Genomic DNA, 23,570 nt, shown 5'->3' with positions numbered 1-23,570 from the left:
ACGTGAAACATGGGCACGGGGAGGCCCCGCTCAGGTGGTGTAGTCGGCGTTGATCCGCACATAGCCGTCGGAGAGGTCGCAGCCGTAGACCGTGGCGGCGCCCTCCCCGAGCCCGAGCGTGACGCCGATCTCCACCTCGTCCTGGCGCATGATCTCCACCAGCCGGGCCAGCTCCTCCTCGCCGGTGGCCGTGGGGTAGACCTCCATCGCACCAAAGCGCACGGTGGTCCGCTCCGGGGTGATGGCCAGGTCCTCCTCGTGCTCGGTGTTCTTGCCGACGGCCATCACGACCCGGCCCCAGTTGGGGTCGGCGCCATGGACGGCGGTCTTCACCAGCGGCGAGTTGAGGACGCTCTTGGCGATCCGCTTCGCCTGCGCGGGGCTGGCGGCGCCCTGGACCACCACACGCAGCAGCTTGGTCGCCCCCTCGCCGTCCCTGGCCAACTGCTCGGTGAGGTCCAGGCAGACGGCGTGCACCGCCTCCGCGAACGCGTCCGCGTCGACCGGCCCGGCGGCGCCGTTGGCCAGCAGCGCCACGGTGTCCGAGGTGGAGGTGTCGGTGTCCACGCTCAGACAGTTGAAGGTGCGGTCGACCGCGCTGCGGAGCGCGTTGTCCAGCTCGATCGGGCCGACCTCGGCGTCCGTCACCAGATAGGCCAGCATGGTCGCCATGTCGGGCTCGATCATGCCGACGCCCTTGGCCACCCCGACGACACGGGCTTCGCCCACCGTGCGGCTGCTGACCTTCGCGTGGGTGTCGGTGGTCATCATGGCCCCGGCCACGGCCAGCGGATCCGCGTCGAAGTCCTCCGCGCCGGCGACCGTGGCTGCCGGTCCGTCCCGGTGGGCCCCGCCGGCCCCGCCTCCGCCGAGGTGCGCGCGCAGCGGCGCCATGGGCAGTTGGCGGCCGATCACCCCGGTCGAGCTGACGAGGACCCGCTCGGCCGGGATCTCCAGCAGGTCCCCGACGAGGGCGGCCAGTTCCGCCGCGTTCCGCTCGCCCTCCGCGCCGGTGGCCACGTTGGCGTTGGAGGCGACCGTGACGATGGCGCTCATCCGCTGGTCGGCCGCGTGGCGGCGGCTGAGCACCACCGAGGGACCGGCGAAGCGGCTCCGGGTGAAGACGGCCGCGCTGACCGCCGGCCGCTCCGAGGCGATGATCGAGAGGTCGTTCCCGCTCTGTCGCACCCCGGCGTGGCCCGCGTACCCACGGAAGCCCCGGGGCCACTCGACGCCCGCACCCATACCGTCCGCATCATTATTCGCCATGCGACATATGTTTACATGCGGTGGCGCGCCCGTCCATCCCCCTCCGAGGCGACCGGGGGACGGCGGGGCGCCGTGCGCGGCCTCAGATCCGGCCGATTCCCAGGGTGTTCTCCCGGGGCAGCAGCCCGGACTTGAGCATGACCACCCAGAACTCGCCCAGCAGTTCGACGAGCCGGTCCTCCTCCGCGCCGCTCAGCGTGCTCCAGGGGCCGGCCGCCAGGGTGTCGGTCTCCCGCTCGATCCGCGCGCGCAGCGCCCGCCCCTCCTCGGTGGCCGTGCCGTCTGCCGCCAGCAGCCCCCGGGCGGTCAGCCGCTCCTCGGCCGCCGACCACTCGGCCGCGCTCCACCCCCGGCTCCCGAAGACCTCGGTGGCGGCCGCGCCGAACGCGGCGAACGACACCAGCGACTCCACCGGGTCCAGCTCCGCGACCAGCAACGCCGCCAGATGCCCGTCGCCCCGGTGCTCCCGCAGCACGGCCGCCGCCTGCCACAGCCGCAGATGCGGCGCGTCCGGCCGGGGCAGCGCGGCGTTGGCCGCCGCCAACGGCCGACCGGCGCACTCCGCCGCGGCGGCCGCCCGTTCGACCAGCTCCGCCGCCTCGGCCAGCTCGGGGCTCTCCACCCGGTCGCCCAGCAGCCGCCGGTAGACCCGGTCGACCACCCGCAGCCTGGCCGCCAGCACCGCCGCCGGATCGGTCGTCGACCACAGGTCGGTCGCGTGCCGACGCACCATCGCGGGGGCGAAGCTGTAGAACGCGGAGGCGATCGCCCCCGGCCCGACCGGCCCCAACGGCGCGGCGCGGCAGGCGAAGTAGGCCCGCCAACGGTCCTCGGCCGGATACCCCAGGGCACCCAGCTCCTCCGCCGTCTCGGGCGCGAAGTAGAGCACGGCGTGCGGCGGTTCCAGCAGGTGCCACAGCTGACGCACCCGTCCCAGGTCACGGGTCATCGGGGTTCTCCTTCGTGGATACCCCCGGCCTCAGCCGGGGAGGGGGAAACGACGCTCCTGCGGAGCGGGGCGGGGGAGGCCGGTGCGCCGCCGGGGCGGGCCGGCCTCCAACGGCCGCCGGGCAACGCTGGTCGCGCGGAGGGGAGGCGCGAGGACGTGAGGTGGCCCGGCTGGCCGCGTCTGCCCGGGGAGACGGTGTGAGACCTCACCGGGAGTCCTCCCGGACAGAGCGGTCGTCGACGAGGCGGGAACCCCAGCGGGGAACCGCTGGAATCCCCCGCCTCCAGGCGGGAGAGGGTCAATCGGTCCGCCTCCGGTGCGTCGTCGCGACAGAACGGCGCCAGCCTGACCCGCCGCACCAGATCTTGTCAACGTCAAGATGCGCTTAGGGTGACCCCATGCGCAGCCAACGCCCCTACCACCACGGCGATCTGCGGCGCGCCCTGGTCGCCGCCGCGCTGGAGGTCATCGCCGCCGACGGGCCGAACGCGGTCAGCCTGCGGGAGCTGGCGCGGCGCGTCGGCGTCTCGCACGCGGCGCCCGCCCACCACTTCGGCGACCGGTCCGGGCTGCTGACGGCCGTCGCGGTCGACGGGTACCGGCTGCTCGTCGACGAGCTGGACCGGGCGACCGACCTGCGCGACCTCGGCGGTCGCTATGTGTCCTTCGCACTGACGCATCCGGCCCACTTCCAGGTCATGTTCCGCCCGGAACTGCTCGATCGGGACGCCCCCGCGCTCGTCGCCGCCCGCGCCGAGACCCGCGAACGGCTGGAGCGCGGAATCGCCGCACGGGAGCCCGACGACCCCCGGCTGGGCGGGCTCGCCGCCTGGTCGCTGGCCCACGGCCTGGCCACCCTGCTGCTCACCGGCAACCTGCCGTCCCTGGAGGGAAGCGACCCGGCCGAGCTGTTCCGCGCCGTCTGCACCCACCCGCTGCTCCGTCCGGAGCCGGAGCGCTGAGCCGGCGCCCGGCCCACCGCGCCGGGCGGTGCGGCTACCGCTCCGGCCGGCGCGCCACCGCCTTGAAGAACGTGTAGTGGAACGTGCCCTCGCCCACCGCCGTCCGCCGCAGCTCCTCGATCCCCAGGTCCCACTCGTCCGGCGTGGTCAGCCCGGCCGCCAGCGCCTCGGCGCGCACCGACGCGATGGCCGCGACAAACGTGTCACGGGTGAAGCCGGCCCGCAGGTCCTCCCTCGTGCGGTCCGCGTAGACGGTGCACGGCCGGACGCGCGCCTCGGTGAACCCGGCCGCGTCCAGCAGCGGCAGCAACCGCCGCCCCAGCGAGGCGTCCCCGCCGGCCGCCGCCTGGAGCCGCGCCTGGCAGTCGATGGCCGCCCTGGCCGGCGCGCTGTCCGGGTGGAAGAGGACCGAACCGTGGTCCCCCTCGATGACGGTGAGCGAACCACCTGGACGCAGCACGCGCCGCAGCCGTTCCAACGCGCCCGCCGGGTCGGCGAGATGCTCCAGCACGAAGCAGACGAAAACATGGTCGAACTCGCCCTCGGCGAACGGGAGAGCGTGGACATCGGCCCGGTGCCACTCGACGAACGCCCCCGGCGCGTGTTCCGCCAGGCGCGCCCGCGCGATCGCCAGTGACTCCGCCGAACGGTCGACCGCCACCAGCCGCGCCCCCGGACTGTGCGCCACCAGATGCCGCGTCTGCGCGCCGACTCCGCAGCCGATCTCCAGCACCCGGCTGCCGTCGGGATAGCGGGTGCCGGAGTGCAGCAGCCCCGCGAGCACGTCGGCCTGGTCGCCGAGGCGTGCGGCCTCCCGCGTCGAGTAGCCGTGCACATAGCCGACGTCGGGGGCGGTCGAAGTGGTCGAGGCGGTCGAAGCGGCGGGGAAGAGCGTTTCCATGGCCCCACCCTGGCCGACAGGATGGTCCCATGAGCAGGTCCAAAGAGCCCGAGCACGACAGGTCCAAAACAGGCGAGGAGAGCGCGGGATCGGACTTTCTGCAACTCGACATGGCGCTGGCCCCCGCCGGCGGCCGGGCCGACTGGCTCGCCGGCCGGCTGCGGCTGGCCATCGCCGACGGCCGGCTGCCGCTCGGCGGCCGGCTGCCCGCCACCCGGGCACTCGCCGCCGAGCTGCGCGTCTCGCGCGGCGTGGTGACCGAGGCGTACCGCCGGCTGCTCGAAGAGGGGCAGGTCGCCGGGCGGGGGCGCAACGGAACCGTCGTGGTCGCCGCCCCACACCTTCCGGTCAGAGACGCTCCACCTCGCTCACTTGCAGACCCGTTCGACGGGGCGCCAGGCAAGGACGCCTTTGACGCGCTGCGCGCCGCCCCCGCCCGGATCGATCTCTCCCCCGGACTGCCCGACCTGGCCGCGTTCCCCCGCGCCGCCTGGCTGCGCACCGAACGCGCCCTGCTCAGCCGGCTGCCCGCCGCCGAGTTGGGCTACGGGGACCCGCGCGGCACCCCCGCGCTGCGCGCCGCCGTCGCCGACTGGCTGGCCCGCAACCGCGGGGTCCTGGTCACCCCGGACGAGGTGCTGATCGTCGCCGGCACCGCCCAGTCGCTCAGCCTCCTGGGGCGCCTGCTGCACCGCGAGGGCCTGCGGGAGATGGCCGTCGAGGACCCCGGCTCGCTGGGCGCGCGCCAGCACCTCGCGGACTGCGCCCTGACCACGCCGCCGGTTCCCGTCGACGAGGAGGGCGTGCGCGTCGAGGCGCTCGCCGAACTCGACGCGCGGGCCGTGCTGCTCACCCCGGCGCACCAGTTCCCCACCGGCCAGGTGCTCTCCGGCCGCCGCCGGCGCGCACTGGTGCGCTGGGCGGCGGAGCGGGACGGACTGATCGTCGAGGACGACTACGACGCCGAGCACCGCTACGACCGCCCGCCGGTCGCCGCCGTCCGTTCCATGCTGGGTGAACGGGTCTGCTACGCGGGCAGCGTCTCCAAGACCCTCTCGCCCGCGCTCCGCGTCGGCTGGCTCGTACCGCCGCCGCGCTGGCACGAGCGGCTGGTGGAGGCGAAACGGTTCGCGGACCTCGGCAACGCGGTGCTCCCCCAACTGGTGCTCGCCCGCCTCATGGAGAGCGGCGAGCTGGAACGCCACCTGCGGCTGGCCCGCCGCCGCCACAGGACCCGCCGGGACGCGATGGTCGCGGCGCTGCGGGCGCGGCTGCCCCTGGCGGTGGTGCACGGCACCGCCGCGGGGCTGCACCTGACGGTGACGCTGCCCGAGGATGTCGACGACACGGCGCTTGCCGCCCGCGCGCTGGCACTCGGCGTGCGCACCCAGCCGCTGAGCTGGCACCGGCAGCTCCCGGGTCCGCCGGGCCTGGTCCTCGGCTACGCGGCGACCGCCCCGGGACTGATCGACGAGGGCGTGGCCACCCTCGCCCGCGCGCTGCGCGAGTGCGGCTGAGACCGCGGCAACCGCACCCGCCGACGATGAGGAATCCCCGAACCCGCCCTCGCCGTCCCGGATCTGCACGTGGTGGTGCGCCGTGCGCGGTGCGCCGTCACCTGTGCTCCGTGCTGAGCTGCGCCGTCGTCGGGGAGTCGAACCCCAGCGTTGCCCCTCACGCACCAGGAGGGCCGGAATGGCCGCCGGCCACGGCGTGTGCACGCCTCCGGAGCGACTACCCGCTCCCCTCGTCCCGCCTCGCCGGCGGTTCAGTCCAGCAGATCCGCCTCCCAGTTGACGCGCTGGATGCGCACGTCGGTCTCCCGGATCTCCCGGGCCAACGCGTCCGCGCGGGCGCGTAGTTCGGCGACGGGGAGCGCGGAGAGCATCTTCAGCTCGGAGCGCAGCTGCCGTCCACGCCCGCCGGCGCCCGCCGCCGCGTCGGCAGCGGCGGTGACCACCGCGTGCCGCAGCCGCAGCGTGTCCCGACGCGCGAGCGCGTCGGTGAGCGTCCCCTCCGGGCCCATCTCGACCGCGGCGTTGGTCCTGTTGATCCGGCGGACCAGCGTCTCCAGGGTGTCCAGCACCCCGTCCGCCTCGGCCAGCAGCGCCGCCGCGTCCTCGGCCGGCGCCTCGCCCTCCTGGTAGCGTGCGCTGCTGACGACCCGCGCCCGTAGCTGCTCCACCCGGCGCGCCGCCTCCGCGCGCTCCGCCAGTGCCTCGGCAAGCTTCACCGCTCCCCCTCCCGTTACGCTCCCCCGACCCGCACGACTATACGAACGCACGCCTCGCCCGGGCATCCCGTTTGCGCGAGCGCCGGAGCCGGCCCGGCGAAGTCCCCGCCGGACCCGGCTCGGAGACCGGGGCGGCGGTCGCGCGTCGACGACCGTCGGCGCGGGCTCAGAAGCCGCCCTCCATGTTGACGAAGCGGGAGTAGTGGCCCTGGAAGGCGACCGTGATGGTGGCCGTCGGGCCGTTCCTGTGCTTGGCGACGATCAGGTCGGCCTCGCCCGCGCGGGGCGACTCCTTCTCGTACGCGTCCTCCCGGTGCAACAGGATGACCATGTCGGCGTCCTGCTCGATCGAACCCGACTCACGGAGGTCGGAGACCATCGGCTTCTTGTCCGTGCGCTGCTCGGGGCCTCGGTTCAGCTGAGAGAGCGCGACGACCGGCACCTCCAGCTCCTTGGCCAGCAGCTTCAGGTTTCGCGACATCTCGGAGACCTCCTGCTGCCGGCTCTCGGGCCGCCGGCTGCCGCCCGTCTGCATCAGCTGGAGGTAGTCGATGACGACCAGCTGGAGGTCGTTCCGCTGCTTCAACCGCCGGCACTTGGCCCGGATCTCCATCATCGAGAGGTTCGGGGAGTCGTCGATGTACAGCGGCGCCTCGTTGACCTCGGCCATCTGGCGGGCCAGTCGGTTCCAGTCCTCGTCGGTCATGCTGCCGGAACGCATGTGGTGCAGCGCGACCCTCGCCTCGGCGGAGAGCAGGCGCATCGCGATCTCGTTGCGCCCCATCTCCAGCGAGAAGATCACGCTCGGCAGCTTGTGCTTGATCGAGCAGCTGCGCGCGAAGTCCAGGGCCAGCGTCGAGTTGTGCGTGGGCACCATCGAACGGGTGGCGAGGTAGAGGTGGTCCGCGTTGTCCACCTGGACGCACCGGACCGGCACGCTGGGGACCTCCCGGACGCGGGTGACCGCCCGCCGCCCCGACGCCGGGTCCACACCCGTGGGCGTGAAGCTCAGGACCCGGGCGGCCGACGGCTCCCCGGCCGGCCCGCCGCACGGCTCGCAGCGGTGGCCGAGGCCGACGAGCAGCTCGCGCACGTCCTCGGCCAGCCTTCGGCCGGCCACCGCGAGCCGCACCGTGCCGGGGCCCGCCGCCCTTTCGGCGCCCGGCTCCGCCCGCGTCGACGCCGCCTCCAGCAGGCCGGCGAGCAGCCTCGCCCGCTGTGCGACGGACGCGCGCAGATAGCCCTGGGGAATGTGCCTGTCCTCCAGCACGCCCAACTCCCGCAGCCCCGCCGGCGGCTCCCCGCCGCCGGAGACGGCCGCGTCGCGCCCGAGCCAGGCGCCCAGCACGTACGGCGGGACCGGCAGCTCCCGCCGGGGAAGGTCGAGCGGCGCCGCGTTCCGCACGGTGTGCCGGGGGCGGGACCCGTCGTGCGGGGCGTCGGCGAGCTCCTTGGTGGTCCTGACGGCGGTGGCGCCCCCCGGCGACCGCCCGTCCTCCGCGTCGGTGAGCCACTGGTGGTCCGCGTCGGCGACCACCGTCGTGCCGTCGTCGAACTCCACCTCGTAGCAGGGGCGTCCGGTCATCACCTCCGTGGCCTGCACGACCCTCGTCGGCCTGCCCGACGCGTCGAGCAGCCGGTCGCCCGGCCGGACCTCGCCCATCGTGGTCCACCCCGTGGGCGTGGGCAGCGGGGTGTCCAGGGCCAGGGCCTTGCCCATCGCGGGGCGGGCGGCGATGACGACCATCTGGCCGGGGTGCAGCCCGTTGGTCAACGAGTCCAGGTCGGTGAAGCCCGTGGGCACCCCGGTCATCTCGCCGCTGCGGTTGCTGATGGCCTCGATCTCGTCGAGCGCGCCCTCCATGATGTCGCCGAGCGGGAGGTAGTCCTCGGCGGTGCGCTGCTCGGTGACCTGGTAGACCTCGGCCTGCGCCGAGTTGACGATGTCGTCGACGTCCCCGTCGGCCGCATACCCCATCTGGGTGATCCGGGTGCCGGCCTGCACCAGACGGCGGAGCACCGCGCGGTCGTGCACGATCTCCGCGTAGTACTCCGCGTTGGCCGCCGTCGGCACCATCTGCACCAACGAGTGCACATAGCCGGCGCCGCCGACCTTGGCCAGCTCGCCGCGCTTGGTCAACGCGTCGGAGATCGTGATCGGGTCGGCGGGCTCGCCCTTGGCGTAGAGGTCGAGGATCGCCTCGTAGATCGTCTCGTGCGACGGCTTGTAGAAGTCCCGGCCGCGCAGCACCTCCACGACGTCCGCGATGGCGTCCTTCGACAGCAGCATCCCGCCGAGCACGGACTGCTCGGCGGCCAGGTCCTGCGGGGGCAGCCGCTCGAAGGCCGCGCGCTCGTCCGGCGGCTCCTCCTCCGCGCTCGCGCGGGGGCGCGAGACGGAGAACCGGCCGCCCGCGTCGGCCTCGTCCCACGCAGCTCCCGCGTGCTCCAGATCCGCCATCGTCCCGCCTCCTCCCGGCCAGGGCACCGCGCCCACTCCATGTCTACGGCACGGCTCTGACAGTTCGGCTGGCGGGCGGCGCGAGCGGGCTCGGCCGGCGCGGTGAACCGGGCCGGGCGGACCTACGGTACGGCCAGGATCGCGGTCCACCAACCCGGGTTATCCACAGGCTATGTGGATTTCAGATCAGACCCTGTGGATAAGTCGCCCCCTCCTGTGGACCACCCGAGGGACACCGCCTCCGCCATCCGGGCAGCGCCTCGGCAAAACCGCCCACCACCTGCGGCTTTCCCAGAGGGTGACGGGGGATGCGGAACGGGTTGCCGCCCCCGCCGACTTCTCCGAGAAGCGACCCGCCCACCCCGCGGGGGAACCGGACACACGAGCGAAGGTAAGGGACGGATCTCTCTTGCGTCCATTACCTGTGGATGTTTGGATCGTGTCATGTCATCCAGCAGCAGGGCGGAGGTCCCGCCGCCGTCCGCCGTGGGCGAACGGACGCCGGAGAGCGACCCGCGAGAGCGGCGGCGACGGATGCGGCGCCACGACCGGGAGATACTCGCGCTCGCCCTGCCGGCGTTCGGCAGCCTGGTCGCGGAGCCGCTCTTCCTGATGGCCGACAGCGCGATGATCGGCCATCTGGGCACCGCCCAACTCGCCGGCCTCGGCGTCGCCGCCGCGTTGCTGACCACCGTGGTCAACGTCTTCGTCTTCCTCGCCTACGCGACCACCGCCTCGGTGGCCAGAAGCGTGGGCGCCGGCGACCTCCCCACCGCGATCCGGCGCGGGATGGACGGCGTCTGGCTCGCCCTGCTGCTCGGCACGGTGCTGGTCGCGGTGCTGGTCCCCGCCACCCCGGCCGTCGTCGACGCCTTCGGCGCCTCCGAGACGGCCGCCCCGCACGCCGTCAGCTATCTGCGGATCAGCGCCCTCGGCGTGCCCGCCATGCTGATGGTGCTCGCCGCGACCGGCGTGCTGCGCGGACTCCAGGACACCAAAACCCCGCTGCTGGTCGCGGTGGGCGGGTTCAGCGCCAACATCGTGCTGAACGCGTTCTTCATCTACGGCCTGGACGGCGGCGTCGCCGGCTCGGCCTGGGGCAGCGTGCTCGCCCAGTGGGGCATGGCCGCGGTCTATCTGCGCGTGGTCGTCAGGGGCGCCCGCGCCCACGGGGCCGTGCTGCGCCCCAGCGTCGCCGGGCTGCGGGCCAACGCCAGGGCCGGCGTCCCGCTGCTGGTGCGCACGCTCTCGCTGCGCGCCGTGCTGCTGATCGCGACCGCCGTCGCCGCCCGGCTCGGCGACGCCGACATCGCCGCGCACCAGATCGCCCTCACCCTCTGGACGCTGCTGGCCTTCGCGCTGGACGCGATCGCCATCGCCGGCCAGGCGATCATCGGCCGCTATCTCGGTGCCTCCGACCGGGAGGGCGCCCGGGCCGCCTGCCGCCGGATGGTGTGGTGGGGCGTGGTCGGCGGCGCGGGGCTCGCCGTGCTGCTGGTCGCGGCCAGCCCGCTGGCGCTGCGGCTCTTCACCGGCGACCCGGAGGTGCGCGAGCAACTGCTGCCCGTGCTGCTGGTGATCGCGGTGACCCAGCCGATGGCCGGGGTGGTCTTCGTGCTGGACGGCGTGCTGATGGGCGCGGGCGACGGGCGGTACCTGGCCGTCGCGATGCTGCTGACACTGGTGGTCTTCGCGCCGGTCGCGCTGCTGGTGCCGGCGCTCGGCGGCGGCGTGACGGCGCTCTGGGCGGCCGTCGCCGGGCTGATGATGGGCACCCGGCTGCTGACCCTGGGCCTGCGGGCCAGGACCGGCCGCTGGATGGTGACCGGCGCGGCCTGAACCACGGCCGGCCCGACCGGAGGACGCGGGGGCGACGCCGCGCGCATGACGAGGGGGCCGCGCCCCGGGCCCTGAGGGCTCGGGGCGCGGCCCCCTCGGCCGCGCCGCCTCCTCGCGAGGAGGCGTTACTTGGCGGCGTCGACCGTGATGCCGACGTTGGCCACGACCTCCGGGTGCAGCCGGACCGAGATCCGGTGCGAGCCGAGGCTCTTGATCGGGGTGCTCAGCTCGATGCGGCGCTTGTCCACGTCCGGGCCACCCGCGCTCTTCACCGCCGTGGCGATGTCGGCCGGGGTGACCGAGCCGAAGAGCCGACCGCCGTTGCCGGCGCGGACCTTCAGTCGGACCGTGACGCCCTCAAGCTGGGCCTTCACGTCGTTGGCCTGCTCGATCGAGGCGATCTCGCGGATCTTGCGACCGCGGCGGATCTGCTCGACGTCCTTCTCGCCACCCTTGGTCCAGCGGATCGCCACACCACGGGGGAGCAGGTAGTTACGGGCGTACCCGTCCTTCACCTCGACGACGTCGCCGGCCATGCCCAGGCCGGAGACCTCATTGGTCAGGATGATCTTCATGCGTCATACCATCCTTTCCGGTCAGCGAGCGGTCGAGGTGTAGGGCAGCAGCGCCATCTCACGGCTGTTCTTGACGGCCGTGGCGACGTCGCGCTGGTGCTGGGTGCAGTTGCCGGTGACCCGGCGGGCACGGATCTTGCCGCGGTCGGAGATGAACTTCCGCAGCAGGTTCGTGTCCTTGTAGTCGACGTAGGAGATCTTCTCCTTGCAGAACACGCAAACCTTCTTCTTGGGCTTGCGCGCGGGCGGCTTCGCCATCGTGTTTCTCCGGTGTTTTCAATAAGAAGTGGGTGTCGAGCGCACCAGGTCAGAACGGGGGCTCGTCCGAGTAGCCGCCGCCACCGCCGCCCCAGCCGCCACCGCCGCCGCCCTGCTGGCCGCCGCCCGCGGGGGCGCCGGTCGCCCAGGGGTCGCCCCCCGGCGCGCCGCCGCCCTGCTGGCCGCCGCCGGCCGGACCGCCCTGGCCACCGCCGCCGCCCCAGCCGCCTCCGCCGCCGCCCTGCTGGCCGCCACGGCCCGTGGTCCTGGTGACCTTGGCCGTCGCGCTGCGCAGGCTGGCGCCCACCTCGTCGACCTCCAGGTCGATGACCGTGCGCTTGACGCCGTCACGGTCCTCGTAGGACCGCTGCTTCAGCCGGCCCTGAACGATGACGCGCATCCCCTTGGTGAGGGACTCCGCGACGTTCTCCGCGGCCTGACGCCAGACCGAGCAGGTGAGGAAGAGGCTCTCGCCGTCCCGCCACTCGCTGGTCTGCCGGTCGAAGATCCGCGGCGTGGACGCGACACGGAACTTCGCGACCGCCGCACCGGATGGGGTGAAGCGCAGCTCGGGGTCGTCGACCAGGTTGCCGACGACCGTGATGACGGTCTCGCCTGCCATTGGGGGAACCTCTCGGCGGGGGTTAACTGCTGTTGCTGCGATGATGACTCATGGCACTGACAGTGGTGACTGTGAGTACCGACTCGGTAGCCGCTCGGCCGGTTTCGAGCGCCGTCCGGACGCCCCTCGGGGCGCGGGGGACGGCGGTCGACCGTTGCCTGGCGTTACGCGTCGATCCGCGGGATCAGCGCGTCTGGGGCCGCAGGACCTTGGTCCGCATGACCGACTCGTTGAGGTTCATCTGCCGGTCCAGCTCCTTGACCACGTCAGGCTCGGCCTGGAGGTCAATCACCGAGTAGACGCCCTCGGGCTTCTTGTTGATCTCGTAGGAGAGACGGCGGCGACCCCAGGTGTCGACCTTCTCGACCTTGCCGTTGGCCTCACGGACCACCGACAGGAACGACTCGATCAGGGGCGCGATGGAGCGCTCCTCAAGATCGGGGTCGAGGATCACCATCACCTCGTAGTGACGCATACGTGAACCCACCTCCTCTGGACTCAGGCGGCCACGGGCGTTCCGTGGCAGGAGGGTCGTGATGCGGTCCACACCCGGCCGTCTGGACGGGCGCGGACAGTACACCGTACCCGCATCCCGCCTTCCGGTTGAAATCCTCCCGGAGAGCGCTGCAATCTAGACATACAGGGATGTAAGCCAACGAAGGGCCCCTAATGACTCAGGCAGCACACCGCGGTCCGGTCTCGCACACCGTCGGTCTCCTGCTGAACAGCGACGGCCGGGCACACCCCAGGGAGAACACGCTCGCCTCGATCACCCTCGTGCTGGGGCTGGTCGCGGCGATCACCTCCGTCTTTCACGGACTGCACATGATCAGCAGTTGGACCGGTCTGGTCGGCCTCCTGATCGGCGCGGTCAGCCAGTTGGTCTCCGCCACCACCGGCCAGCGCGCCCTCACCGTGCTCGGGCTCGGCGGCGCGGGGGTGGGCCTCTATCTCGGTCTCTCGCACGGCGGCCTCTTCCCCGCCTGGCCGGGCTGAGCGGGCCGGTCGGGCTCCCGCCGCCGGGCGCGGAGCCCGGCGGCGGAGCGGGAGCGCCACGCGGGCGCCGAGCGCCACCGCGCCGTCCACGGAAAGTGGTCGCGCCGTTAGGCTTCCGGGCGAGACGCTGCGTTTGACGCCCAAGGAGCGCCCGCATGAGCCTGACCCTGAGGACCATCAGCCGCGAAGACCATCTCGCATACATCCGCTCGCTCCCGTCAGCCAGCCATATGCAGGTTCCGGCATGGGGTGATGTGAAGGCTGAGTGGCGCTCGGAGTCGCTGGGCTGGTTCGACGCCAGCGGACGGCTCGTCGGCGCCGGGCTGGTGCTCTACCGTCAACTCCCCAAGCTCAAGCGGTATCTGGCGTACCTTCCCGAGGGGCCGGTGATCAACTGGCACGCGCCCAACCTGGAGGAGTGGCTGCGCCCGATGCTGGCGCACCTCAAGCAGCAGGGCGCGTTCTCGGTCAAGATGGGCCCGCCGGTGGTGATCCGCAGGTGGAACGCGGCGGCGATCAAGGCCGGCATTCAGAACCCCGAGGTCAAGCGGCTGCGGGAGGTCGAGCCGACCGTCCTGGAGCCCAAGGCGTTCGAGGTCGCCGACCAACTGCGGCGGATGGGCTGGCAGCAGGGCGAGGACGGCGGCGCCGGGTTCGGCGACGTGCAGCCCCGCTACGTCTTCCAGATCCCGCTGCGCGACCGCACGTTGGAGGAGGTCCAGAAGGGCTTCAACCAGCTGTGGCGGCGGAACATCAAGAAGGCCGACAAGGCGGGCGTGCAGGTCGTCAGGGGCGGCTTCGAGGACCTTCCGGCCTGGCAGCGTCTCTACGAGGTGACGGCCGAGCGTGACAAGTTCCGCCCGCGTCCGCTGATGTACTTCGAGCGGATGTGGCGTGTGCTGAACGAGGAAGAGCCCGACCGTATGCGGCTCTACTTCGCCGTGCACGAGAACGAACCGGTCGCCGCGGCGACGATGCTCATCGTCGGCGGACATGTGTGGTATTCCTACGGAGCGTCGGCCAACCACAAGCGTGAGGTCCGCCCCTCCAACGCGATGCAGTGGCAGATGCTCCAGGACGCGCACCAACTCGGGGCGCACGTCTACGACCTGCGGGGCATCGGCGACTCGTTGGAGGACACCGACCATCTCTTCGGCCTGATCCAGTTCAAGGTGGGTACGGGCGGTGAGGCGGCGGAGTACCTCGGCGAGTGGGACTTCCCGCTCAACAAGCTGCTCCACAAGGCGCTCGACATGTACATGTCGCGACGCTGACCGCACGCCAGGCGTCGACCGCCCGCACCACCGCACCGCATCGCACCGCCCCTCGCGGCCCCGGCGCACCGACAGCAGAACATCAGCAGAAAGGGACCCCCCGGCCATGGCGCTCACCCTGTACGTCGAGACGGACCGCTGGCGGGCGCACCAGCGGTCGGTGCTCGCCGACTTCCCCGGTCTGGTGCCCGTGTGCAAGGGCAACGGTTACGGCTTCGGCCATGACCGCCTGGCCGAGGAGGTCTCCCAGCTGGAGCTGAACACGCTGGCGGTCGGGACCACCTACGAGGCGGCGGCCATGAAGGACCGCTTCAGCGGCGACCTGCTGGTGCTCACGCCCTACCGCCGCTCCGAGGAGCCGGTGCCGCTGCCGGACCGGGTCATCCGCTCCGCCTCCTCCGTCGACGGCGTCTACGGGCTGGTCGGCTCGCGGGTGGTCGTCGAGGTGATGAGCTCCATGAAGCGCCACGGGGTGACCGAGCGCGACCTGGGCAAGCTGCACGCCGCGCTCGACGACGTGCGTCTGGAGGGCTTCGCCATCCACCTGCCGCTGGACCGCACCGACGGCAGCGACGCCGTCGAGGAGGTCATCGGCTGGATGGACCGGCTGCGAGCGGCCAGGCTGCCGCTCGACACGATGTTCGTCAGCCACCTCAGCTCACGCGAACTGGCCCGGCTGCGGCAGCAGTTCCCGCAGACCACGTTCCGGGCCCGGATCGGCACCCGGCTGTGGCTGGGCGACCACGGGGCGACCGAGTACCGCGGCGCGGTGCTGGACGTCACGCCGGTGGCCAAGGGCGACCGTTTCGGGTACCGGCAGCAGAAGGCGGCCGGCGACGGCTGGCTGGCCGTGGTGGCCGGCGGTACCTCGCACGGTGTCGGGCTGGAGGCGCCCAAGGCGCTGCACGGGATGACCTCGCGGGCCAAGGGGATGGCGCGGGCCGGTCTGGCGACGGTCAACCGCAACCTCTCGCCGTTCGTCTGGGACGGCAAGCAGCGCTGGTTCGCCGAGCCGCCGCACATGCAGGTGTCGATCCTGTTCGTGCCGGCGGAGGCCAAGGAGCCCAAGGTGGGCGACGAGTTGAAGGCGATCCTGCGGCACACGACGACCCAGGTGGACCGGCTCGCGGACCGCTGAGCCGGGTCCGAGGCGCGCCGGAGCGGCGACGCGCGAACGAAGACGGGCGCCCACGAGGCGGGCCAGGAGAGGCCCGCCCCACAGACGGCGGCAGCCCCGGAAACGGGCCGGGGCTGCCGCTGCTCGGTCACGCCGGAGGCGTGGGTCCCTGCGGAGGACTCAGCTGTCGACCTCGCCGCGGATGAACTGCTCGACGTTCTCCCGCGCCACGTCGTCGAAGTACTGCACGGGCGGGGACTTCATGAAGTACGAGGAGGCGGAGAGCACCGGGCCGCCGAGGCCGCGGTCCTTGGCGATCTTCGCGGCGCGCAGCGCGTCGATGATCACGCCGGCCGAGTTCGGGGAGTCCCAGACCTCGAGCTTGTACTCCAGGTTGAGCGGCACGTCGCCGAACGCGCGCCCCTCCAGCCGCACATAGGCCCACTTGCGGTCGTCCAGCCAGGCCACATAGTCCGACGGGCCGATGTGCACGTTCTTCTCGCCGAGGTCCCGGTCGGGGATCTGGGAGGTCACGGCCTGGGTCTTGGAGATCTTCTTCGACTCCAGCCGGTCGCGCTCCAACATGTTCTTGAAGTCCATGTTGCCGCCGACGTTCAGCTGCATGGTGCGGTCCAGGATGACGCCCCGGTCCTCGAACAGCTTGGCCATCACGCGGTGCGTGATGGTCGCGCCCACCTGCGACTTGATGTCGTCGCCCACGATCGGGACGCCGGCCTCGGTGAACTTGTCGGCCCACTCCTTGGTGCCGGCGATGAAGACCGGGAGGGCGTTGACGAACGCGACCTTGGCGTCGATCGCGGCCTGCGCGTAGTACTTGGCGGCGTCCTCGGAGCCCACCGGCAGGTAGCAGATCAGCACGTCGGCCCGGGTGTCCTTGAGGACCTGGACCACGTCGACCGGCTCGTCGTCGGACTCGACGATGGTCTCCCGGTAGTACTTGCCCAGACCGTCCAGGGTCTGCCCGCGCTGCACGTTCACGCCGGTGGGGGGCACGTCGCAGATCTTGACGGTGTTGTTCTCGCTGGCGCCGATGGCGTCGCTGAGGTCGATGCCGACCTTCTTGGCGTCAACGTCGAAGGCGGCCACGAACTCGATGTCCGAGACGTGGTAGTCGCCGAACTGGACGTGCATCAGACCCGGGACGCGGCTGTCCGGGGCGGCGTCCTTGTAGTACTCGACGCCCTGTACCAGCGAGGCGGCGCAGTTGCCCACGCCAGCGATGGCTACGCGAACCGAACCCATTCCGGTTGCTCCCTGTTGTGTGTTCTCGACGTGACCCCGCTTCGTCGCGGGGAGGTTAGGTGGTGCTGTCGTCGGAAGGATCGGGGCCCGCACGCTCGTGCGCGCCGCTCGGACCGCGCTGCTCGCGCTGGTCCTGTCCTTCCCGCTCGCTCTCGATCAGCTCGTTGAGCCAGCGGACCTCGCGCTCCACGGACTCCATGCCGTGGCGCTGCAACTCCAGGGTGTAAGCGTCCAGCTTCTCCCTGGTGCGGGCCATCGAGGCCCGCATCTTGGCGAGGCGCTCCTCCAGACGACTGCGGCGCCCCTCCAGGACGCGCATCCGCACGTCCCGCGAGGTCTGGCCGAAGAAGGCGAAGCGCACGCCGAAGTGCTCGTCCTCCCAGGCGTCAGGGCCGGTCTGGGCGAGCAGCTCCTCGAAGCGCTCCTTGCCCTCGGCCGTGAGGCGGTAGACGATCTTGGCGCGGCGGTTGGTCAACGGCGTGGCACGCGGGTCGTCCGGCGCGCGGCCGGACTCCTCGGCCAGCCAGCCCTGCTGGACCAGCGCCTTGAGGCAGGGGTAGAGGGAGCCGTAGCTGAACGCGCGGAAGACGCCGAGCGAGGTGTTGAGTCGCTTGCGCAGCTCGTAACCGTGCATCGGGGCCTCCCGCAGGAGGCCGAGGACAGCGAACTCCAGAACGCCAGAACGCCTGCTCACCCCGGAGATCACCTCCACCCTCGTCCGCCGTGTCCTGCCCTGCCCGTGCGCGGCCCCCGAGAGGGCCCGACCTTCCGCCTCCGGGGCGGTACTCGCCCCGATGCATTGAGTCGATGTATCAGCTCGATACATCGTAAAGATAGAACGCCGGGGGTCCCTCGGCAAGCGCGGATGCGGTGAAGGGGGTCACATCTTTACTTCACCGGCAAAGGAATGTCCCAATTGCCCACCTCGGCAAGAAAGATGGTTTTTGGCGCTGCGTAGTCTGGGCCCGTGCGGATCAGCCCAACGGGGAACCTTGCGGAGCGCGATGACGTCTTCGTGCTAGGTGACGTGCGCCCGGAAGTGGATTCGGATCACACGCCGGGGGACTGGGCCACAAGAAGTACCCGCCGTCCGCAGACAGAGATGTCTGTCCTAGGAGTAACTGCCCCATGAGCGAGCACCGTCGCAAGCCGCCGCAGTCACGCGGCCGCCGCGCCGCGTCGTCCGGGCGTCGCGCCGAGCCGCCGCCCCCTCCCCCGCCTCAGGCCCCCTCGGGGGAGTCGGAGGAGCGCGCCTACGGCAGTCGCGCCGAGGCCAGGCGCGCCGCCCAGCGCGGCGGGCGCCGACGCGCGGCCAACGCCTCCGCGGGAGCCGCCGGCGCGGCCGCCGCCGAGGGTGCGAGCGGCGGTCGCCGCCGCAGGGCCGAGCCCACCGGGCGCAAGCGGCTGATCGACTACCCCCGCGCGGACAAGCGCGGGGTGCGCCGCTGGGTGCCCTCCTGGAAGCAGGTGCTGGGCTCCACCGTCGCGTTCTTCGGCCTGCTGGTGGGTCTGGTGGGTCTGGCCTACGCCATGACCGAGATCCCCGACCCCAACGAGCTGGCCAAGCAGCAGAGCAACGTCTACTACTGGGCCGACGGCGAGCGCATGGTCGTCTCCGGCGGCGAGGTCAACCGCCAGGAGATCCCCTACGAGGAGATCCCCGAGGCGATGCGGGACTCCGTGGTGGCCGCCGAGAACGCCACCTTCTGGGAGGACTCCGGCATCGACCCGATGGGCATCGGCCGCGCCGTGCTCAACATGGCGCGCGGCGGCGACGTCCAGTCGGGCTCGACCATCACGCAGCAGTACGTGAAGAACATGTACCTCACCCAGGACCAGACGCTGGAGCGCAAGGGGCGCGAGCTGCTGCTGTCCATCAAGGTGGGCGCCGAGTACTCCAAGCAGGACATCCTGGCGGGCTACCTCAACTCCTCCTACTACGGTCGGGGCGCCCACGGCATCCAGGCCGCGGCCCAGGCCTACTTCGGCATCGACGCCGCCGACCTCGACCCGAGCCAGGCCGCCTTCCTCACCAACGTGCTCAAGGGCCCGTCGCTGTACGACCCCTACAACCTCAACGGCGAGCTGGACGAGGGCAACCAGCAGCGCGCGGAGGAGCGTTGGCAGTACGTCCTGGACCGGCGGCTGGAGGTCGGCAACCTCTCCCAGGCGGAGTACGACGAGATCAACGAGTTCCCGGAGATCCAGGAGCCGAGCCCCGCCATGGAGAAGGAGGGGCAGATCGGTTATCTGACGAGCCTCGTCGACAACTACCTGATCTCCCAGGACATCGTCCCCGAGGACAAGCTGGCCAAGGGCGGCTACCAGATCCACACCACCTTCGACCGCGAGAAGATGGAGCAGATGGAGGCCGCGGTCACCCAGGTCGAGGAAGAGCACATCGATCCTGAGGCCCGCGACGAGGACCGCCACGTGCAGTTCGGCGGCGCCTCGGTGGTCCCGGGCGACGGCGCGATCGTCGCCATCTACGGCGGCGCCGGCTACCCCGAGCACTACGTGAACAACGCCGACTCGCCGAACGCGCAGGTCGGTTCGACGTTCAAGCCCTTCGTGCTCGCCGCCGCGATGCAGGAGGGCATCCGCGACCCCGAGGGCGGCCCGGAGCAGGGACGCGACGAGCGCATCCAGCTGTCGCCGGAGAGCGTCTACCTCAGCGAGGACGGCCTCAAGATCAACAAGTACAACGGGGACACGCTGCTCGTCGAGGACGCGGAGACCGGCGAGGACGGCGAGTGGCACCAGGCCAACTTCGAGGGCCGGGACCAGGGCGAGGTGACGCTGCGGGAGGCCATGGAGGTCTCGGCGAACTCGCCGTTCGTCCAGCTCGGCATGGACATCGGCCCCGCCACCGTCTCCGAGATCGCCCAGGCGACGGGCCTGCTGGAGGACAGCCTCGGCCCGGCCAACGACTCGGTGCCCTCCTTCGCCCTCGGTGTCTCCACCCCGGGGCCGATCCGGATGGCCACCGCCTACGCCACCTTCGCCGCCAGCGGCGAGCGCGCCGACCCCTACTCGGTGACCTCGGTCGACATGCCCGACGGCAGCACGTGGGAGCACCCCAACGAGACCGAGCGCGCCCTTGAGGCCGCCGTCGCGGACAACGTCAACGACGTGCTCCAGAGCGTCGTCGAGGCTGACCAGGGCAGCGGCCACCGCATCGTCGAGGAGGGCTTCGACAAGCCGGTCGCCGGCAAGACGGGCACCACCGACGACAACAAGAGCGCCTGGTTCGTCGGCTACACCCCGCACCTGTCCACGGCCGTCGGCATGTGGCGCATCGCCGACGACCAGGAGGACCTCCGGGAGGACGAGGAGGCCGGCTTCATGTCGATGTACGACACGGCCGGCATGGATAAGATCAACGGCTCCAGCCTCCCGCTCTCCGTCTGGCTCGCCTACATGAAGGAAGCCACCGCCGGCGACGACCCGACGGCGTTCCCGGAGCCGCCGGAGATCGGCGAGACCATCTGGGGCGGCGGCGCCGAGAGCCCGCCGCCGGTCGAGACGGAGGAGCCCCCGCCGCCGACGGAGACCGACGAGCCGGACGCACCGGAGGAGACCGAGGAGACCGAGGAGCCCCCGCCGCCGACGGACACCGACGAGCCGGAGCCGGACCCCACAGAGACCTGTGAGATGTGGGACCCGAACTGCGAAGACTCCTCGGAGGGCGGAGCGAACGAGGGAACCGACCCGGGAACCGACAACGGCGGCAGCGAAGGCGGTGACGACGAGGGCCAGGACGGCGGAGAGGACAACGGCGGACCAGGCGGCGGCGCGATCTGGGGCCGGGAGGGCAACTGACCCCCACCAGGTCGCACCCCCCGGGGCCGATCCCACCAGGGGCCGGGACACGAGCAAGGACTCGTGTCCCGGCCCCTGGCCGTTTCCGGCAAGCGCGCCCCACCCTCCGGCGGCGCGCCGACCCGTGGGGCAGGATGGGCGCATGGCGCATCCCCACAAGCCGTCGGTCGTCCACCCCACCGCTCAGGACGAAGTCGCGTCGGCCGGCAGCCAGTTGATCGGCGGACCGGCGGGGAGACGGGCGGTGCCGGGCGGCGGCTGGTGGAGCCCGGTGCGCGTGGTGGCGCTGGTCGCGATCGGGATGTTCGCGCTCGGCATGGCACAGAAGTCCTCCTGCTACGAGGAGCACTGGTTCTTCGGCGCCACCGCGCAGTACACCCACGCCTGCTACTCCGACATCCCGCACCTCTACGAGTCCCGCGGCTTCGCCGAGGGGCGGTTGCCCTACTTCGAGAAGCTCCCCGAGACGCTCTCCGGAGGCATGGAGTACCTGGAGTACCCGGTGCTCACCGGCCTCTTCATGGAGGTCGCCTCCTGGCTCACCCCGGACGGCGGCGGAATCCGCGAGGCGCAGCTCTACTGGATGGTCAATGCCGGCCTGCTGCTGGTCTGCGCCGTGGTGATCGCCGTCTGCGTGGTGCGCATCCACCGGAACCGGCCCTGGGACGGCCTGCTGGTGGCGCTCGCACCCGCGTTGGCGCTCAACGCCACCATCAACTGGGACCTGTTGGCCGGCGCGCTCACCTGTGCCGCGCTGCTGATGTGGTCGCGTTCCCGCACGGTCTGGGCCGGGGTGCTGATCGGGCTGGCGACGGCGGCCAAGCTCTATCCGGCGCTGCTGCTGGGCCCACTGCTGGTGCTCTGCTGGCGCGCCGGCCGCTGGCGCGAGCTCGCGGTGACCACGGCGGCGGCCGCGGTCACCTGGCTGGCGGTCAACCTCCCGGTGATGCTGCCGGCCCCGGAGGGCTGGTCGAAGTTCTACACCTTCAGCCAGGACCGACCGGTGGACGTCGGCTCATTCTGGCTGATCATCTCCCAGCGGACCGGCAACGCGCTGGAGTCGGTCAACACCTACGCGATGGCGCTGATGGCGCTCGGCTGTGCCGGGATCGCGCTGCTCGCCCTGGCCGCGCCCCGACGACCGCGACTGGCCCAACTCGCCTTTCTCGTCGTGGCGTTGTTCGTTCTCACCAACAAGGTCTACTCACCGCAGTATGTGCTGTGGCTCATCCCGCTCGCCGCCCTGGCCCGGCCACGCTGGCGGGACTTCCTGGTCTGGCAGAGCTGTGAGGTGCTCTACTACTTCGGCATCTGGATGTATCTCGCCTACCGCCACGGCGAGGACCAGCAGGGGCTCTCCGTGGGCGGCTACCAGTTGGCCATCCTGCTCCATCTGCTCGGGACCGCCTATCTGTGCGCGATGGTGGTCCGGGACGCGCTGCGCCCCGAGCATGATCCGGTGCGGAGGGACGGCTCGGACGACCCGGGTGGCGGCGTTCTGGACGGTGCGCCCGACGCGTTCACGCTGCGCCGTGGGGACGCCCCGCCGGCCGCGCAGAGCGCCTATGTAGCCTGGGGCGTCTCCCATCCGGCCGAAGCCCCACCGCCGGCGACACCCCGGCCGGACCAGCCCTGGCCGCCCCAGACCACCACGGACGACGTTTCACGTGAAACCTGAATCCCAGCCCGCGCGCGCCACCGTCGTCCGGGAACTGCGGGGACTGCTCCGCGGCACCGGCTTCCGCCGACTGCTGACGGTCCGGCTGCTCTCCCAGTTCGCCGACGGCGTCTTCCAGATCGGCCTGGCCACCTATGTGGTCTTCGCTCCCGAGCAGGAGACCAGCCCGGGCGACATCGCGGCGGCCATGGCGGTGCTGCTGCTGCCCTACTCCCTGTTGGGCCCGTTCGCCGGGGTGCTTCTGGATCGCTGGCGCCGACGACAGGTGCTCTTCTACGGGAACCTGCTGCGCTGCGGACTGGTCACCGCCTCCTGCACCCTGATCCTCGGCGGCGCCCCGGACTGGCTCTTCTATCTGTCCGCCCTGCTGGTGACGGCGGTCAACCGCTTCATCCTGGCCGGGCTCTCGGCCGCCCTTCCCCGAGTCGTCGACCGCGAGCAGTTGGTCGTGGCCAACTCCCTCTCTCCGACGGCCGGCACACTGGCCGCCACGGTCGGCGGTGGCGGGGCGTTTGTCGTTCAGCTACTCGCCAACAGCCAGGGCGCTCAGGACACGTTAGCGCTGCTGCTGGCCGCCGTCGTCTATCTGCTCGCCGGGCTCTCCGCGCTGCGGATGGGCCGGAATCAGTTGGGTCCCGACGACGATGCCCTCGCGCATGACCTGCGCGCGGCCCTCGTGGCCACGGGCCGAGGGTTGCTCGGTGGGCTCCGGCACCTCGGCCGACGGCGCACCGCCGCCGGAGCACTGGCCGGTGTCGGGATGATGCGCTTCAGCTACGGCGCCCTGCTGGTGACCGTGCTGATGCTCTGCCGCTACTCCTGGGACGACGGCGGGGACGAGGGCGTGGCCCTGCTCGGCGTGGCCGTCGGCGTCTCGGGGGCGGGCTTCTTCGTCGCCGCGGTGCTGACCCCCTGGCTGGTGACCCGACTGGGACAGCTCGGTTGGTACGTCTGCTGCGCGCTGTCGGCGGCCGTGCTGGTGCCGGCCCTTGGGCTCTCGTTCCAGCCCGCCCCCATGTTGGTGGCCGCCTTTGTGCTGGGATTCGTCTCGCAGAGCGCCAAGATCGTCACGGACACGGTGGTGCAGTCGTCGGTCTCCGACACCTTCCGAGGGCGTGTCTTCGCGCTCTACGACATGCTGTACAACATCGCCTTCGTGGGCGCCGCCGGGGTGGCCGCCCTGATACTGCCCCCGGAGGGCCGCTCCCCGGCGTTGCTCTGTCTCGTCTCCGGGGTCTATCTGCTGACCGCCGCGCTGATCCACCGGCTGCGGCGACGCACTGTTTCACGTGAAACAGCGGCTTCACGTGAAACGGCGACGGACGACACCCCGGCGGTGAGCTGAGTTCCT

20 protein-coding genes are annotated in these 23,570 nt (G+C 71.8%); 9 read left to right on the top strand and 11 right to left on the bottom strand.

Annotated elements, in window-relative coordinates; translation table 11 throughout:
* Nucleotides 1-30: 30 nt before the first annotated feature.
* Nucleotides 31-1,269, bottom strand: a complete 1,239-nt coding sequence (argJ, locus tag CRP51_RS17880; RefSeq protein WP_245880650.1) for a bifunctional glutamate N-acetyltransferase/amino-acid acetyltransferase ArgJ — start codon at nucleotides 1,267-1,269, stop codon at nucleotides 31-33.
* Nucleotides 1,270-1,351: 82 nt separating this feature from the next.
* Nucleotides 1,352-2,218, bottom strand: coding sequence for an SCO6745 family protein (locus tag CRP51_RS17875; protein ID WP_097232242.1), 867 nt, complete (start codon nucleotides 2,216-2,218; stop codon nucleotides 1,352-1,354).
* Nucleotides 2,219-2,616: 398 nt separating this feature from the next.
* Between CRP51_RS17875 and CRP51_RS17870 the strand changes: the two genes are divergently transcribed.
* Nucleotides 2,617-3,180 (top strand): TetR/AcrR family transcriptional regulator, encoded by a 564-nt coding sequence (locus CRP51_RS17870; protein WP_097232241.1) that lies wholly within the window; start codon nucleotides 2,617-2,619, stop codon nucleotides 3,178-3,180.
* 34 nt (nucleotides 3,181-3,214) lie between these two features.
* Here CRP51_RS17870 and CRP51_RS17865 read toward each other — a convergent pair whose 3' ends face one another.
* Entirely contained in the window at nucleotides 3,215-4,081 is an 867-nt protein-coding gene (locus tag CRP51_RS17865) for a methyltransferase domain-containing protein (RefSeq protein ID WP_097232240.1), read from the bottom strand.
* 29 nt (nucleotides 4,082-4,110) lie between these two features.
* Here CRP51_RS17865 and pdxR point away from each other — a divergent pair, with 29 nt between their 5' ends.
* Entirely contained in the window at nucleotides 4,111-5,598 is a 1,488-nt protein-coding gene (gene pdxR / locus CRP51_RS17860) for a MocR-like pyridoxine biosynthesis transcription factor PdxR (RefSeq protein ID WP_097232239.1), read from the top strand.
* A 251-nt stretch (nucleotides 5,599-5,849) separates the two neighbouring features.
* Here pdxR and CRP51_RS17855 read toward each other — a convergent pair whose 3' ends face one another.
* Complete coding sequence (locus tag CRP51_RS17855) at nucleotides 5,850-6,314, bottom strand: DIP1984 family protein (protein ID WP_097232238.1); 465 nt, start codon at nucleotides 6,312-6,314, stop codon at nucleotides 5,850-5,852.
* Between the two features lie 166 nt (nucleotides 6,315-6,480).
* Nucleotides 6,481-8,775, bottom strand: coding sequence for a replicative DNA helicase (dnaB, locus tag CRP51_RS17850; protein ID WP_097232237.1), 2,295 nt, complete (start codon nucleotides 8,773-8,775; stop codon nucleotides 6,481-6,483).
* A gap of 534 nt (nucleotides 8,776-9,309) precedes the next feature.
* Between dnaB and CRP51_RS17845 the strand changes: the two genes are divergently transcribed.
* Nucleotides 9,310-10,614: an MATE family efflux transporter gene (locus tag CRP51_RS17845; protein WP_097232236.1), complete on the top strand. Its 1,305-nt coding sequence runs from the start codon at nucleotides 9,310-9,312 to the stop codon at nucleotides 10,612-10,614.
* A gap of 125 nt (nucleotides 10,615-10,739) precedes the next feature.
* Here CRP51_RS17845 and rplI read toward each other — a convergent pair whose 3' ends face one another.
* From rplI to rpsF, 4 genes are all read right to left on the bottom strand, one after another.
* On the bottom strand, nucleotides 10,740-11,189 hold the full coding sequence (gene rplI, locus CRP51_RS17840; protein ID WP_097232235.1) for a 50S ribosomal protein L9: 450 nt from the start codon (nucleotides 11,187-11,189) through the stop codon (nucleotides 10,740-10,742).
* A gap of 21 nt (nucleotides 11,190-11,210) precedes the next feature.
* A complete protein-coding gene (rpsR, locus tag CRP51_RS17835; protein WP_003978893.1) occupies nucleotides 11,211-11,447 on the bottom strand; it encodes a 30S ribosomal protein S18 in 237 nt (78 codons plus the stop codon).
* 49 nt (nucleotides 11,448-11,496) lie between these two features.
* Nucleotides 11,497-12,069 (bottom strand): single-stranded DNA-binding protein, encoded by a 573-nt coding sequence (locus tag CRP51_RS17830; protein WP_097232234.1) that lies wholly within the window; start codon nucleotides 12,067-12,069, stop codon nucleotides 11,497-11,499.
* A 184-nt stretch (nucleotides 12,070-12,253) separates the two neighbouring features.
* Complete coding sequence (rpsF, locus tag CRP51_RS17825) at nucleotides 12,254-12,544, bottom strand: 30S ribosomal protein S6 (RefSeq protein WP_097232233.1); 291 nt, start codon at nucleotides 12,542-12,544, stop codon at nucleotides 12,254-12,256.
* 194 nt (nucleotides 12,545-12,738) lie between these two features.
* On the opposite strand from rpsF, the gene CRP51_RS17820 reads away from it, so the two are divergent.
* The 3 genes from CRP51_RS17820 (at nucleotide 12,739) to CRP51_RS17810 (ending at nucleotide 15,477) form a co-directional block, all read left to right on the top strand.
* Nucleotides 12,739-13,065 (top strand): hypothetical protein, encoded by a 327-nt coding sequence (locus CRP51_RS17820; RefSeq protein WP_097232232.1) that lies wholly within the window; start codon nucleotides 12,739-12,741, stop codon nucleotides 13,063-13,065.
* A 155-nt stretch (nucleotides 13,066-13,220) separates the two neighbouring features.
* Nucleotides 13,221-14,339, top strand: a complete 1,119-nt coding sequence (locus CRP51_RS17815; RefSeq protein WP_097232231.1) for a lipid II:glycine glycyltransferase FemX — start codon at nucleotides 13,221-13,223, stop codon at nucleotides 14,337-14,339.
* 106 nt (nucleotides 14,340-14,445) lie between these two features.
* Complete coding sequence (locus CRP51_RS17810) at nucleotides 14,446-15,477, top strand: alanine racemase (protein WP_097232230.1); 1,032 nt, start codon at nucleotides 14,446-14,448, stop codon at nucleotides 15,475-15,477.
* Nucleotides 15,478-15,636: 159 nt separating this feature from the next.
* On the opposite strand, the gene CRP51_RS17805 is transcribed toward CRP51_RS17810, so the two are convergent.
* Entirely contained in the window at nucleotides 15,637-16,719 is a 1,083-nt protein-coding gene (locus CRP51_RS17805; protein WP_097232229.1) for an inositol-3-phosphate synthase, read from the bottom strand.
* Between the two features lie 55 nt (nucleotides 16,720-16,774).
* Nucleotides 16,775-17,413, bottom strand: coding sequence for a PadR family transcriptional regulator (locus CRP51_RS17800; protein ID WP_097232296.1), 639 nt, complete (start codon nucleotides 17,411-17,413; stop codon nucleotides 16,775-16,777).
* 434 nt (nucleotides 17,414-17,847) lie between these two features.
* On the opposite strand from CRP51_RS17800, the gene CRP51_RS17795 reads away from it, so the two are divergent.
* The 3 genes from CRP51_RS17795 to CRP51_RS17785 all read left to right on the top strand — a co-directional run bounded on the left by CRP51_RS17795 (nucleotide 17,848) and on the right by CRP51_RS17785 (nucleotide 23,564).
* Nucleotides 17,848-20,541 (top strand): transglycosylase domain-containing protein, encoded by a 2,694-nt coding sequence (locus CRP51_RS17795; protein WP_097232228.1) that lies wholly within the window; start codon nucleotides 17,848-17,850, stop codon nucleotides 20,539-20,541.
* 142 nt (nucleotides 20,542-20,683) lie between these two features.
* On the top strand, nucleotides 20,684-22,219 hold the full coding sequence (locus CRP51_RS17790; RefSeq protein ID WP_097232227.1) for a glycosyltransferase family 87 protein: 1,536 nt from the start codon (nucleotides 20,684-20,686) through the stop codon (nucleotides 22,217-22,219).
* Nucleotides 22,209-23,564 carry an MFS transporter gene (locus CRP51_RS17785; RefSeq protein WP_097232226.1) on the top strand — a complete coding sequence of 452 codons (1,356 nt, stop codon included), beginning with the start codon at nucleotides 22,209-22,211 and terminating at the stop codon, nucleotides 23,562-23,564. Before CRP51_RS17790 ends, CRP51_RS17785 begins: the two co-directional genes overlap by 11 nt.
* Nucleotides 23,565-23,570 lie beyond the last annotated feature (6 nt).

The organism is Streptomyces zhaozhouensis (genome assembly GCF_900230195.1).
Lineage (GTDB): Bacteria > Actinomycetota > Actinomycetes > Streptomycetales > Streptomycetaceae > Streptomyces > Streptomyces zhaozhouensis.
This window is presented reverse-complemented; position numbering and strand designations above follow the sequence as displayed.